Origin of the sequence: Vibrio sp. TBV020 (genome assembly GCF_046056895.1) — a bacterium.
Classification (GTDB): Bacteria; Pseudomonadota; Gammaproteobacteria; order Enterobacterales; family Vibrionaceae; genus Vibrio.
On record NZ_JBEEAQ010000001.1, the window covers coordinates 1,499,663 to 1,512,764 of the forward strand.

General features: G+C 42.2%; 13 protein-coding genes. 8 read left to right on the plus strand and 5 right to left on the minus strand.

The annotated features are described in order from the left end of the window. Positions 1–164: 164 nt before the first annotated feature. Positions 165–1,403, plus strand: coding sequence for an NADH:flavin oxidoreductase/NADH oxidase family protein (locus tag AAFX28_RS06515; RefSeq protein ID WP_408686652.1), 1,239 nt, complete (start codon positions 165–167; stop codon positions 1,401–1,403). 34 nt (positions 1,404–1,437) lie between these two features. On the opposite strand, the gene rcnR is transcribed toward AAFX28_RS06515, so the two are convergent. After that, entirely contained in the window at positions 1,438–1,710 is a 273-nt protein-coding gene (gene rcnR, locus AAFX28_RS06520; protein WP_408686653.1) for a Ni(II)/Co(II)-binding transcriptional repressor RcnR, read from the minus strand. Positions 1,711–2,012: 302 nt separating this feature from the next. On the opposite strand from rcnR, the gene AAFX28_RS06525 reads away from it, so the two are divergent. The 3 genes from AAFX28_RS06525 to AAFX28_RS06535 all read left to right on the plus strand — a co-directional run bounded on the left by AAFX28_RS06525 (position 2,013) and on the right by AAFX28_RS06535 (position 4,299). Beyond that, a complete protein-coding gene (locus tag AAFX28_RS06525; protein WP_408686654.1) occupies positions 2,013–2,363 on the plus strand; it encodes a DUF3147 family protein in 351 nt (116 codons plus the stop codon). Between the two features lie 579 nt (positions 2,364–2,942). Then, positions 2,943–3,617, plus strand: coding sequence for a HupE/UreJ family protein (locus AAFX28_RS06530; protein WP_408686831.1), 675 nt, complete (start codon positions 2,943–2,945; stop codon positions 3,615–3,617). 19 nt (positions 3,618–3,636) lie between these two features. Beyond that, entirely contained in the window at positions 3,637–4,299 is a 663-nt protein-coding gene (locus AAFX28_RS06535; protein WP_408686655.1) for a transmembrane anchor protein, read from the plus strand. A 74-nt stretch (positions 4,300–4,373) separates the two neighbouring features. Here the strand turns inward: AAFX28_RS06535 and AAFX28_RS06540 are convergent, their stop codons facing one another. From AAFX28_RS06540 to AAFX28_RS06550, 3 genes are all read right to left on the minus strand, one after another. Beyond that, positions 4,374–5,897, minus strand: coding sequence for a tripartite tricarboxylate transporter permease (locus AAFX28_RS06540; protein WP_408686656.1), 1,524 nt, complete (start codon positions 5,895–5,897; stop codon positions 4,374–4,376). Between the two features lie 9 nt (positions 5,898–5,906). Then, positions 5,907–6,362, minus strand: a complete 456-nt coding sequence (locus AAFX28_RS06545; RefSeq protein WP_408686657.1) for a tripartite tricarboxylate transporter TctB family protein — start codon at positions 6,360–6,362, stop codon at positions 5,907–5,909. 78 nt (positions 6,363–6,440) lie between these two features. After that, entirely contained in the window at positions 6,441–7,436 is a 996-nt protein-coding gene (locus AAFX28_RS06550) for a Bug family tripartite tricarboxylate transporter substrate binding protein (protein ID WP_408686658.1), read from the minus strand. Between the two features lie 133 nt (positions 7,437–7,569). Between AAFX28_RS06550 and AAFX28_RS06555 the strand changes: the two genes are divergently transcribed. Then, positions 7,570–8,241, plus strand: coding sequence for a response regulator (locus AAFX28_RS06555; protein WP_408686659.1), 672 nt, complete (start codon positions 7,570–7,572; stop codon positions 8,239–8,241). Then, positions 8,225–9,592: a sensor histidine kinase gene (locus tag AAFX28_RS06560; protein WP_408686660.1), complete on the plus strand. Its 1,368-nt coding sequence runs from the start codon at positions 8,225–8,227 to the stop codon at positions 9,590–9,592. Before AAFX28_RS06555 ends, AAFX28_RS06560 begins: the two co-directional genes overlap by 17 nt. A gap of 56 nt (positions 9,593–9,648) precedes the next feature. On the opposite strand, the gene AAFX28_RS06565 is transcribed toward AAFX28_RS06560, so the two are convergent. Then, a complete protein-coding gene (locus AAFX28_RS06565; RefSeq protein ID WP_408686661.1) occupies positions 9,649–10,500 on the minus strand; it encodes a helix-turn-helix domain-containing protein in 852 nt (283 codons plus the stop codon). A 100-nt stretch (positions 10,501–10,600) separates the two neighbouring features. On the opposite strand from AAFX28_RS06565, the gene AAFX28_RS06570 reads away from it, so the two are divergent. Beyond that, the gene (locus tag AAFX28_RS06570) at positions 10,601–11,116 is read left to right on the plus strand and encodes a GrpB family protein (protein ID WP_408686662.1); all 516 of its coding nucleotides are present in this window, start codon (positions 10,601–10,603) and stop codon (positions 11,114–11,116) included. Between the two features lie 580 nt (positions 11,117–11,696). Beyond that, positions 11,697–12,962: a RidA family protein gene (locus AAFX28_RS06575; protein WP_408686663.1), complete on the plus strand. Its 1,266-nt coding sequence runs from the start codon at positions 11,697–11,699 to the stop codon at positions 12,960–12,962. The last annotated feature ends 140 nt before the right edge of the window (positions 12,963–13,102 follow it).

The window sequence follows — 13,102 nt, forward strand, 5'->3', positions numbered from 1 at the left end:
TATAAAAATAATAAAATTCTGTTATTATCCGTGTGTCATGTACTCCTTCTTCAAAAATTAATCTTAGAGCACTTTGGCTAAAGTGGGCGCTCTGAGCATTAAACACTCGGAGCAAAAGAGAAAACAGGGCATACTGTTCAAGTCCTCATTTAAGAAGAGTCCCCATGAACAATAACCCTCTCAGTGAATCCTTCGCACTCGCTAATGGTCAAGTGATCAAGAATCGTCTGTTTAAATCAGCAATGAGTGAACAACTTGGCGACAAACACCATAACCCGACTTCTGGCTTAGTCACTCTTTACCAGCGTTGGGCGCAAGGTGGTGTTGGGCTATCTATGACGGGGAACATCATGGTTGACCGAACGGCTTTGGGTGAACCGAATAATGTTGTTTTGGATGAGCAGAGCGATTTAGCAATCTTCAAACAGTGGGCGAAAGCTGGAAAACAAAACGACGCACAGATTTGGGCGCAACTTAATCATCCTGGTAAACAAATACCTAAATTTTTATGTGCTGAACCTGTAGCACCTTCTGCAATTTCGCTGGAAGGTGGATTAAAGAAAAGCTTCAATACCCCACGTGAGCTTACTGAAAACGAGATTTATGGCATTATCAATAAGTTTGCACTCAGTGCTAAATTAGCTAAACAAGTTGGGTTCACTGGTGTACAAATCCATGGGGCTCATGGTTACCTTGTAAGCCAATTCTTATCTTCACGACATAATCAGCGAGAAGATATGTGGGGAGGTTCGCTAGAAAATAGACTCAGATTTGTTCTCGAGCTCTATCAAGCGATTCGTAATCAAGTTGGACTGGATTTTCCTATCGGGATAAAACTTAATAGCGCTGATTTCATGAAGGGAGGCTTTACCGAAGAAGAGTCGATGCAGGTCGTTCAGGCGTTGAGTAATCAGGGTATCGATCTCGTGGAAATCTCCGGTGGTACTTATGAAAATCCATCAATGATGGGATCCGATGGTAAGAAGATCAAAGAAAGTACCCTAAAGCGAGAAGCTTACTTCATTGATTATATGGTTAAAGTGAGGGAACTGGTTAGCACGCCTTTGGTTGTCACAGGCGGCTTTCGTAGCGGTCCAGCAATGAACGAGGCGCTTACAACTTCTGCTACAGATTTTATTGGCATTGCGAGAACAATGGCGGTTGACCCAGAATTCCCTAATAAGCTGATGGCTGACCCCAGTTATGGCATGCCTTTAACGACTCCAACAACGGGTAAACCCAAGTTGGACAAGTCTTCTATGGTAGGTCTAATTTGGTATGAACACCAGATGTGGCGTATCGCAGCGGGAAAAGATAGTGATCCTAAGCTCAGTGCTTTAGGTGTGGTTGCTAAAACCTTTTTAAGCATCGGCTGGCGCGCTTTCAAGAAGCGCCGAGCATAAGCAGCTAGGCATAACTTCCAAGCCTTGGTCACTATTATTTGATGTAAGAATCTAGAACCTTCAATACAACTTCCATATCTGCTTCACGTTGTTCTTTCTCGTCTTCAAGCACGACGTGCTCGAGCAAGTGACCTTTGATCACCTCACGCATTAAACCATTTACTGCACCGCGAATAGCGGCAATCTGCTGCAGTACATCTTGGCATTCGTGCTCTGCTTCGAGCATTTTTTTAAGACCATTCACTTGCCCCTGTATTTTACTGACACGTGTGTTGAGCTTCTTCTGATCTCTGGTTGTATGCGACATGGCGATCTTCTTTAAATTTCAAACGGAGCGATTCTAACTGATAATGTAGCACTTAATTTATACTGGGGGGTAGTATTTGATACTAGGGGGGAGTATAGTTTGAATCAAATTCGAAGTCGCATTAGAGGACTGCAATGGGTTTTGTCGCACTGTTGCAACGGGGGAATGGCCGGTTCTTCACCCTTAATGGTACACATGTCAGGCGTTTTGATAACTAATGTCGGCTTCTACATAGGTATGCACCACCGGTGAGAAAAGCTATCCAGTGGATATGGCTTTCAGGTTTATAAGGTAACGATTTTATGTTGTGGATCATTACAAAGTACGCATTAACCGCTGGGATAGTGGTTTTGATATCTGAAGTGGCGAAAAGGAGTGATAAAGTGGGTTCTCTAATAGCCGCGCTGCCTACAGTGACTATTTTGGCATTGATTTGGATGTATATTGAGGGACAAGGTCAGGAAAAGCTTGCCAATCATGCTTACTATACCTTTTGGTATGTATTGCCGACATTACCAATGTTTCTTATCTTTCCGTTTCTATTGAGTCGCTATTCGTTTTGGTTCTCGTTGGGTATTTGTGCCATTGTTTCAATCGTCTGCTTTTTCATTGTAGCTATGCTGGTTAAAGAATTTGGCATAGAACTGACATAAATAAACAAATGACGGTTGATATCTAGTTTTTGTTATAATATAACAACTCGTATCTTGGTCATTCTCAATGAAATTTCCCAATGTCGGCGATGGTGTATGGTTCATAAAACACTAACACAATGTATTAGCTTGCTACTGCTATTTGTTGTCGCATTTGGTACGACTGCGTCTGCGATTGGGGAGTTTCGCTCACATAGCTTGGCGCCGATATCGATTGTCGATAGTGACCACTCGCACTCACATTCTTTCAGTCACTCTCATAATGTCGATGATCAGTATTCACCTCACCATGATGCGAGTAATCATAATCACACCTTTGACAGCGCATCATTAAAGGCTCTTAATCACTCTGTTTTTACAAGAGTGATGGTCTCAACCAATGACACTCAAGTTATTGGAAATCCTATATATAATCCCTTCAAAATAGAGCGCCCTCCAAGAACCTTGTTGTTTACTTGATAACCGCCGCAGCCTGCGGCTACAAAAGATTCAACAATTAATGGAGTTATTATGAACTTACTCTCTTTACGCGAAGTAAGTACGTTGCCTATTGGTTCGGCGACGTCGCTTCGTAAGGGGATGCTTTATCTCATTTTTGCTTTAACTATGGTAATGAGCACAGACGTTTTTGCTCATGCTGTGGCACAAGGTGATAAAGGTTATATACAAGAAATTACGGGCACTAATATCATTTCGTTTATGTATTTAGGTGCGAAGCATATGGTGACGGGATACGATCACATCCTGTTCCTATTTGGCGTGATCTTCTTCCTCTACAAAATGAAACACATCGCATTGTATGTAAGCCTTTTCGCACTGGGGCACTCGTCTACCATGCTGCTTGGTGTGTACTTCAACATTGGCATTAACAGTTACATTATCGATGCCATCATCGGGTTATCTGTGGTCTATAAGGCAATGGATAACTTAGGTGCGTTTAAACGTTGGTTTGGTGCGCAACCTAATACGAAGATGGCAACCTTGTTATTTGGTTTCTGTCACGGCTTTGGATTGTCATCGAAAATCATTGAATATGATATTTCCCCTGACGGACTAATTCCTAATCTTTTAGCGTTCAACATTGGTGTAGAAATTGGGCAACTGATAGCCCTAGGCACCATTTTGATTGTCATGGGCTTTTGGCGGCGACATACCAGCTTCTATCGTCAAGCCTATTCAGTCAATGTCGTTATGATGAGCTTGGGTTTCATGCTTATCGGTTATCAGCTAACGGGCTACGTTGTCGCTCAGTAAAAAGAAAAAGGAATTAATTATGTACAACACAGATATGCCAAATCGTGCCGAACTGCCGACAACTAAACAGCTTGTTCGCTCAACCTTTATTGCGCTGGGAACAGCAACTCTATTGCTTATAACGGTTGTTCTACCTGCCGAATATGCAATTGATCCAACCAGTGTGGGCAGAGCGTTAGGGCTAACCGAGATGGGGGAGATTAAGGCTCAATTAGCTCAAGAAGCAGAGGCAGACCAAGCTAACAGCGTAGTCGTCATTGCTCCGAAAGCACTACCAAACGAGTCAATTAAAGATGAACCTGAAGTCGTGCTAGCGCAACAGGAGGGAACTTATCCAGAAACTGAAGTTGCTGCCGAAATTGAGCCTGCTTGGAAAGACAAAATCATGCTTTCACTTAAACCAGGCCAAGGTGCGGAAGTTAAATTGGTTATGGAAAAAGGCCAAATTGCTCAATTTGATTGGACATCGAAAGGTGGTCCTGTCAATTACGACACTCATGGTGATGGCAATGGAAACTCGATTAGCTACGAAAAAGGGCGTGGCGTACCAAACAAACAGGGTGAAATTGAGGCTGCTTTTACGGGGAGTCATGGTTGGTTCTTCCGCAACCGTAACGATGAAACTGTAATGGTCATTTTGAAAACGAATGGTGATTATGCGGAAATGAAGCGCGTTCTATAATTAGGCTAGATCTAGCCCCTACGAAATTCGGATCGTAGGGGCTATTTAGTGCGTACTTATTCTAGGGGAGGGCGTTAAACTTTTGCTTCTTCTGAGGGTTTATTTTCTGCTCGTTTAGTTAGCATTCCGGTAATTTTAGAACCGAACAGAGAAATCATTAACAAGCCTATAATCACTAGCGTAATTGGTCGTTCAAATACGTAACTCAATTCTCCACCACTTATTTGATAGGTGTGAAGCAAATTACTTTCAGCCATGCCGCCGAGCAGAATGCCTATCACCGCAGCAGGCACCGAATAATTAAGTCGACTGAACACCCAGCCAATCACAGAGAAAACAAGTACTGTCATTGGTCCAGAAATATTGCCTGTTAGACCGAATGAGCCAAAGGTCGCCATTGATAGTACCGAAGGGATTAAAATGGTCATTGGAACTTTAACCACGTTCGCAAGCAGTGGAATAAACATCAAGCCAAGAGCAACTAGCAATAGCACTTGTCCAAAGTTGGCAATGATGATGGCATAAACGATGTCCGTTTGTTCTCGGATGAACTGTGGACCACCTGTGATGTTGTGCATTGCAAACGCAGCTAGCATCACCGCCGTTGCCCCACCACCTGGGATACCTAAAGCAAGCAAGGTTGCCATAGAGCCAGCTTCTGATGTTGAGTTAGCAGACTCGGCAGCGACGACGCCTTTCGGATTGCCTTGACCGTAGCTGTCAGGGTTCTTATCGCGACGTTTAGTTTCAACATAAGAAAGTAGGTTAGAGACAGAAGAGCCTACGCCGGGAACCGCACCAACAAAAACACCGATAATGCTTCCTCGAAGCATGACTTTTGGATGTTTAAAGGCATGAGCTACACCACTAAGGATCTCTTTAATACTTACGCGGCGAGCTGATTCATCAGAAACAAGGTAATTTGTATTTACCAACTTGAACAACTCAGACGCTGCAAACATTCCCATCATTGCAGGAATGACCGGAACACCATCAAGAAGGTATTCATTACCCAGTGTGCCGCGAGCCACACCGACTTCACTAAAGCCAATAGTACCAATCAGTAGGCCAACCATACCGGACAATAGGCCTTTGAGCATTGAATCTCCTTTAAGGCTGGCAATTAGAGTCATACCCCAGAGGATTACAAAAAACATTTCTGATGGGCCAAGTTTAAGCACCATGCCTGAGATTGGCTGAATCAACATAAACAAGATTAAGTAACCAAACAGAACGCCAAAACAAGAAGCGCCTAATGCGACACCGAGTGCTTTGTTATGCTCGCCTTTCCTTGCCATAGGATAACCATCAAATGCGGTAGCGATAGCTGATGATGTGCCAGGAATGTTCATCAAAATAGCAGGGATACCGCTACCAAATGAACCTCCTGTGAAAATGGCCGTTAAGAACAGCATCGCTTCAAGAAAGCTCATGTACAGAGTTGCAGGCAAGAATATCGCCATTGCCATGGAGATTTGCAACCCAGGAATAGCGCCAAACACCAAACCAATCACAATGCCGGGAAACACGTATAACCAAGGGCCAATCGAGGAGAACAGTAGCTCGCTACCCGCAGCAATTGCAGCTAAATCAATCATATGGAACTCCTAGTAATCCGTTGGTAGAAAGGTCATTGGCATTGGGTATGGCAGCATTTCGGCAAAGAATGTCGACATCAACAATCCAAAAGCAAGGCTGTAACCTATGACCCAAACTAATCTGCGTTCTTTTTGGATCCATAAAAATGCGCCGACAAATAGCGTTGTCGCTACATCAAAACCAATAGTTTCAAGCGAAAGAACATAAGCAGTAAATAGACCCATAACCGGCAATACATCTTTTACTGATTCCTGCGAATCACTCTGTTGCTCTGTTTTAACTGACTTTTGGCGAATAAGTTCCAGAAGACAAAGTACCAGCGCAATAGCAGCAATTGGCACAATTAGAATTAGGTTTTCAGCTTGGGATGATGCTTTATAGGCGTCCCATGTGTACCAGCCTACAAATGATGCCAGTATGAGTACGACGGCAAAATCAGCAGCTCGTTGATTTAACATTCCCATAAAGCCTCCGTGTATGAGAAATTGGCTAGCGCCGAGACGCTAGCCTGTGGGGGAGATAGATATGAAAGATTGGAGAAATTAGTTGAGTAGGTGTTTGTACTTCTTGAAGGTTTCGTAGTTTTGAACCATCAGTTCTGTTGAGCGGTTCGGGCCTACCCAAGCACCACCAATTTCGCTAGATTTAAGGAACTTTTGAACGTCCTTACGAGCAAGTGCACTTTCAAATGCTTGAGCCAGTTTTTTGTAACGCTCTGGGTACTTGTTTTTAAACTCGTTGGTTACCGCAAAACCGCGCATAGAGCCAGTCAAAACAGGTACAGATGTGCCCAGTGGCTTTAGTGCTTCATTGACGGTTGGTGCGTCCCAACGATCACTTTCATTGTCACGTACTACGGCAACAGGGCGTAGGAACTCACGGATACTTTCACTGCCTTGCGCACTGATTATGATGAAGTCCACTTGACCACCAGCAACCGCTGAGCGAGCTTTACCACCACTATTGAAAGTAACTAGGTTTAAGTTCTCTTGAGGAATGCCGTTGTTTTCAAGTAGTAGTTTTGCCATTAAGTGGCCACCAGAACCTTGAACGACAGCGGCTTTAACCGCTTTTGGTTTTTCCTTTATCGCTGAAATTAGACTTTTTAAGTCTTTGTATTCAGTATCCTTGTTTACAGCAATCAACTCATAGTCAAACCATTGAAAGTTCATGTACGAGAAATCATTAACGGTGTAGCTCGCATTACCTTTTAAAATAGTGTTTGGGAGATATGGGGCAAAGGTTGAAGCGAATACTGTATAGCCATCGTCAGGACGGTTTAGAACGTAGTTTGCAGCGATTTGCGTTCCAGCGCCTTTCTTGTTGATGACTTTTACTGGCTGGCCCAGTTCTTCAGATACGAAGCTAGACATCGCTCGAGTCATGCGATCAGCGCTACCACCCACACCAAAGCCCACAACGAAGTTGATTGGCTTTTTAGGGTAGTTATCTGCCATGGCAGCATGTGGCAATAAAATAGAGAGTGTTAGCCCTGTCACAGCTGAAAGCTTTAGGATTGCCTTGTTGAACTTGTTCATTTTACTCTTCCTTGGTTATTGTTTTATTTGTATTAACCTTTTGTTTACACAACCAACAATAACTACCAAGTCTGTCACCAACCTTGCATAGATGACAGGAAAAACAACAATAATCAGATTTTTGAAGTTGGTCATGCGCGTATTAATCCTTGAAGACAACCAAACTATTGCAAAAGGTTTAGAACAAACTCTTTCTAAACAAGGGTTTGTGGTAGATGTATGCCACTCGTGTATAGATGCTACGCATATTCTTGAAATTCAACCTATTAACCTTTTACTGCTTGATCTTGGCTTGCCAGATCGTGATGGACTTCAATTTTTACGTCAGGTTCGTCAACAAAAGCATCGTTTTCCGGTCTTGATTGTTTCTGCTCGTGATCAGCTTGATGACCGAATTCTTGGCTTGAACGAAGGTGCAGATGACTACTTATGTAAGCCATTTGAAATAGAAGAAGTGGTTGCAAGGGTCCACGCGCTGCTTCGCCGTTCATCGGAGCGAATCACCAATGAATTGAAACATGGCGTCATCTCATTAGACATGACATCTAAAATTGTTCGAATCAACGATGAAGAGATTGTCCTTCATAAGCGAGAAATTTCAGTTCTAGAATGCTTGTTGTCAAATGTCGAACGGGTGGTGAGCAAAGCTCAAATCGTGCAACATATTTCCACTTTCGAGGAAGATTTGAGTGAAAGTGCCATTGAGACTTACATATCTCGTTTGCGTAAGAAGTTTTCCCCCCACCTAAACATTCGTACTGTTCGCGGATTGGGCTACATGGTAGGTCGTGCAGACGTTGTTTAATCTTCAATCTATTTATCACCGCCTTTTTATCGCGTTAGCTGCAGCGTTAGTGATTCTATCGCTTACCATATTTGCTATCGCTAACCTTACCTTAAAAGGAAAAACAGAAGCGCTTTACGACAAGATGCTGGTGGCGGTTAGCCAAAACATCGAAGAAAAGCTCTACATCAAAGATGGCAAACTACACATCGACATGTTCTATTTCTCAATTGATAGTCTAAGTGATGTTAGAGACGAGAAGGTGTTCTACCGAGTGGTCACAGAGTCAGGCAAGCAATTAGCCGGATTCGAAGGGATTGTGCTTGCCGATAACCAAGATGAACGTATTACCTTTTATAATGTTACTTACGCAGGTACTGATTTAAGAGCAGTGCAATATCGCGTGAACACGAAACTTGAAACGGTCTTTATCGTCGTTGCTGAGTCAACGCAAGGCCGAGACGCGACAATAAGTGAATCCCAAAAGCAGATAGGTGTTGCTGCACTGATTTTTGGCTTTATTGCGATGATTGCAATTATGCTTATCATTGATAAAAGCCTAAAACCACTTAAGCAGCTACGCTCAGAAATACGCTCACGTTCCGGGACAAACCTTGAACCACTGGAACTAGCGACACCCCCGGAAGTGAATGACCTCGTTCAATCTCTTAACTCGTTGATGAAACGACTAAGTTTGAGTATTGAAGCGAGCCGAAACTTTAATGCCGACCTTTCACATCAGCTTAAAACACCATTAGCTGAGATGAAAATGCAGCTAAATATGTTTCGTCACGACCATCAAACTGACCAATTGGACGGTATTGAAGACAATATTGATAAGATGAGCCGCATAACCCAGCAAATGCTTCATTACGCCAATGTGCAAAATAGCTCTATGGGCAATGAACACTGGCAATTCACTGATGTTGTAGCTCTCTGTCGAGAATTCTGTATTAAGCGTGCTCCGTTGGTGTTTCAACGAGGACAAAGCTTAGCTTTCGAAAGTGATTTAGAACAGGCTTACTGTTATGTAGACGATGTAATGTTGGAAAGTGCGTTATTAAACCTAATAGAAAATGCACTCAAATATGCTCACTCCAATAAAGCGGAACCAGAGATCATTTTACGTGTTGAAAAAATCGAGCAAAGTTTGACGATTTCTATCATCGATGAAGGGCCGGGGATTGACGAGTCACATATCGAACAACTATTAGATCGTCATGTAAGAATCGATCAAACCCAGCAGGGCTCTGGCTTGGGACTCTCCATTGTAAATAAGATAGTGGAGATTCATGGAGCAAAGCTCTCAATAAAGAATGTTCAGCCGCAAGGGTTATGCGTGGCTATCGAAAACCTGATGGTGCAAAGGTGATTGAAAAAACGCTGGCTTACGACGAGAGATCGTATTGATACTACGCGTGGGATCATTCAAAACTCATCATTAAATCTTAGTAAGTTGTGCTTTAGCTTCCACTGGTTATTTTTTCGAAACTGACTTGGGGTCATTCCTGTCTGCTTTTTAAATAGCGAGTTAAAGGCTCTGATAGAGTAGCCAATCTCTTCTGAAACTAAAGATATTGGTTTAGACGTGCATGCGAGAAGCTGTTTAGCTTGGTCGGTCTTGATGCTTTGGACAAGCGCAGTGAAACTACATTCAAACTCGTCGTTAACCCACCTTTTAAAAGTGCTTTCGCTCATATTGAGCATTTCAGCACAATCATTAAGCCTCATATCTTCTCTTCCTGTTCTAATTTTATGCAGTAGCTTTGCAGGTTTAGAGTCTGTTTGCTCAGTATGGTGCAACGAATCTATAGAACACTGGTTGGAGAACTGCTTTAAGATTTGAAGCAGAGATATTAGCCTGTCGAACCTTGTACACTCTTTTAAGTTCAATAACGGGTTAACTAAGGTATTCGAGTCACGTAGGGGATCTATATCGAGCCTCAACACTGCTTTCGTATCATTCAACAACTGCGACATCTGTGAGAGTTCTGGAATGTTAGTCGTCAGTAGGTCAGGCTCAAAAAGCACAACAACAATTTCTTGAGCTTCGGTGAAGCTCTCCCACGTATGGGAAGTAAATGGGGGAATCAAAATAATTTCATTGGAGTTTGCTTTATGCACCGTTTGAGCGATGAACCGTGTTTGCTCTCCGCCAATGACCATGATTAATTCGTAGCATTGGTGCTTATGCCAATCAAAGATGGTGTGAGACTTTTTCATATGGTGGACTTTAATAGAAGTGTCACTATCAAATTTAATCAGTTTTGTCGCACTCATCTATAACTACCAATCTTTGACCTCAAAGTGCCAATTTTACCGTTCGGTACCCATAAGATCTACATTCAAGTTAAGTCATCCCCGAAGTGGTACATAGAAAATGAACATAATCAAATATGAAAAAATCCCCGCCCAATTTAATCCTTGGTCAACAGACTATGCCAATGTCGCAGACTTTCTAGTCAGCAACATTGGTACAGAACGATTGAGTGTCATCCATATTGGATCGACATCCTTTCAAGTAGGTGGGAAAGGTATTATCGATCTTTCTGTTTTGTATGATGGTAGTGATTTACAAATGGCAGTGGACCACTTACATAAGTTAGGTTTTCAGGATCAGGTGAGTGATACGCCATTTCCACCCCATCGACCTAGAAAAGATGGTGCAATATGGTTCGCGGGTAAAAAGTACTATATCCACGTTCATGTGATTAAAAAGGGAAGCGAAGAGCACATTAAACAGATGGCATATAAGGAATATATGCTAGAACATAAAAAAGCTAGGCTGAAATATGAAGAATCTAAGAAAAAGATAATTAAAAACGGTGTAATTGAACAAGAGGCTTATGGTAAAGAAAAATCGCCTTTTGTAAAAGAAATCTTAAATAATATATAGAGAAGTAAATATAGAGTCCAAGTGAAAAAAAAGAGTCAACCAAGCTCGTTGGCTCTTTTTTATTATTATGAGAAATATTATGCGAAATGCTGGCTATTTCCTTGCATATTATGCACGAGCTGTAGCATAGGGCACATCTTTACTGTGAACGAACTAGCATATCTGAATAAAACCTTGAGATCCGAAACCAAACTTACTCGGTTATTTAATCAATGTTTTCGAATTAAACAATACTCTTCAAACTTGAAGTTGAACTGTTGTTGACTACATCAATTTACTGCAATCATCTAGAACACCTATGCTCATAGAGCTTAAATGGTGTGCCGCCTAGCTGCCCCTCCAATTATTTTGAGTACAGACAAACTAGAGAGGTGGAAGTACGTTTAAAGATAGATTGTGAATAAAAAAATTTTGTCTGGTTAATTATCCAGAGCTTAGGTTGATATTAGTTAAAATTCTCTTTGAATAGCGTCACATTCAACCTTATTTATTTTACTTACTATCTCGTTGTTGATTATTTAATACCAATAACGCTTGCCGAAATATTTTCGGTCCCAAGAAAATAAGGATAAAGACAAAAATGACTGACGTGATCATTAAAGCATCAAGAAACACTGAAAGCGCACCGATCTGTGAGTACTCTACACAGTCAGTGGCATTTTCTCATTACAACAATATCTCTGCTCAGTTGCCGATCGATGCGACAACGGGTGAGGTGGTAGTTGGGGGCGTTAAAGAGCAGGCTCACCAGTGTTTACTGAACATTAAAGCGATAGTTGAAAGCATTGATCATGTTATGGATGACGTAGTAAAGCTCAACATCTTCGTGAAGAACATGGCGGATGTAGAAGCGGTAGATGAAGCTTATCGCGCGTTTTTCTCAGAGTACCTTCCTACACGAACTGTGCTAGCGGTTGCGGCTCTACCAAACAGTGATGCATTAGTGCAAATTGATGCGCTTATCTCAAACGGTGAAGGGACTTACCCTCAAGACGCATGTGAACTTGTTAAGCTTGCTAGAAACGCTGACAAAGCTCCACGCAGTGAACTGTCTACTCACACCGTGGCATTTTCTCACTACAACAACATTTCAGCTCAGTTACCAATCGTTCCAGAGACAGGCACTCTCGTAGAAGGTGACGTGAAAGAGCAAACTGCACAATGTCTTCGCAACGTAAAAACTATTTTGGAAAGCATTGATGTACCATTTGATGACATTGTAAAAGCAACTATTTATCTGAAAGATCTTGCAGATGTTGACGCAGTGAACGAGGTATATACGACATTCTTCCCTGATTCAGCCATCGCTCGTTCGGTAGCGTATGTTCCTGCACGTTCAATTGTTGCGGTTGAAGCATTGCCAATGGACGCTGCAGTACAAATTGATGTGGTGATTTCTCACGGTGACGGGACTCCACCACAAGAAGTAGAAGACCGCCACGGCATTGTAATTAGAGCGAACAATACAGATAAAGCGCCGGTTAGCCCTTACTACACTCAAACAGTCGCGTTTTCTCACTACAACCACATTGCAGCACAGTTACCGATAGAAATGGCGACAGGTACTCTGGTTGAAGGTGGTGTCAAACAGCAGGCTGAGCAGTGCTTAACTCACGTCCGTTCAATTGTTGAGAGCATTGGCCATGTAATGGATGATGTGGTGAAAGTTAACCTTCAACTTCGAGATATCGCTGATCTTGATGAAGTGAATGATGTATATACTTCATTCTTTGAAAAAGAGCTTCCAGCGAGAACGGTCATCGGAGTAAGTGATATTCCAATGGGTGCAGCTGTACAGATGGATGTTATTATTTCAAATGCTGAAGGTACACCACCAAAGCAATAATAATGTCCTGATCATATCAATAAAGGTGCAAGTTACTTCGACTTGTACCTTTTTTGATCTGTTGAGAGAGTAACCTTGTGCCGAAAGCTATGAATAAGTAATGATTTGCAACACTGAATTTATCACTAAGTTTTATCAAA

Coding starts and splice junctions, on each gene's coding strand:
- AAFX28_RS06535 (WP_408686655.1), top strand. CDS start 3,637: ATGTACAACACAGATATGCCAAATCGTGCCGAACTGCCGACAACTAAA.
- AAFX28_RS06530 (WP_408686831.1), top strand. CDS start 2,943: ATGCTTTATCTCATTTTTGCTTTAACTATGGTAATGAGCACAGACGTT.
- AAFX28_RS06515 (WP_408686652.1), top strand. CDS start 165: ATGAACAATAACCCTCTCAGTGAATCCTTCGCACTCGCTAATGGTCAA.
- AAFX28_RS06570 (WP_408686662.1), top strand. CDS start 10,601: ATGAACATAATCAAATATGAAAAAATCCCCGCCCAATTTAATCCTTGG.
- AAFX28_RS06550 (WP_408686658.1), bottom strand. CDS start 7,436: ATGAACAAGTTCAACAAGGCAATCCTAAAGCTTTCAGCTGTGACAGGG.
- AAFX28_RS06575 (WP_408686663.1), top strand. CDS start 11,697: ATGACTGACGTGATCATTAAAGCATCAAGAAACACTGAAAGCGCACCG.
- AAFX28_RS06565 (WP_408686661.1), bottom strand. CDS start 10,500: ATGAGTGCGACAAAACTGATTAAATTTGATAGTGACACTTCTATTAAA.
- AAFX28_RS06540 (WP_408686656.1), bottom strand. CDS start 5,897: ATGATTGATTTAGCTGCAATTGCTGCGGGTAGCGAGCTACTGTTCTCC.
- AAFX28_RS06545 (WP_408686657.1), bottom strand. CDS start 6,362: ATGGGAATGTTAAATCAACGAGCTGCTGATTTTGCCGTCGTACTCATA.
- AAFX28_RS06555 (WP_408686659.1), top strand. CDS start 7,570: ATGCGCGTATTAATCCTTGAAGACAACCAAACTATTGCAAAAGGTTTA.
- rcnR (WP_408686653.1), bottom strand. CDS start 1,710: ATGTCGCATACAACCAGAGATCAGAAGAAGCTCAACACACGTGTCAGT.
- AAFX28_RS06525 (WP_408686654.1), top strand. CDS start 2,013: ATGTTGTGGATCATTACAAAGTACGCATTAACCGCTGGGATAGTGGTT.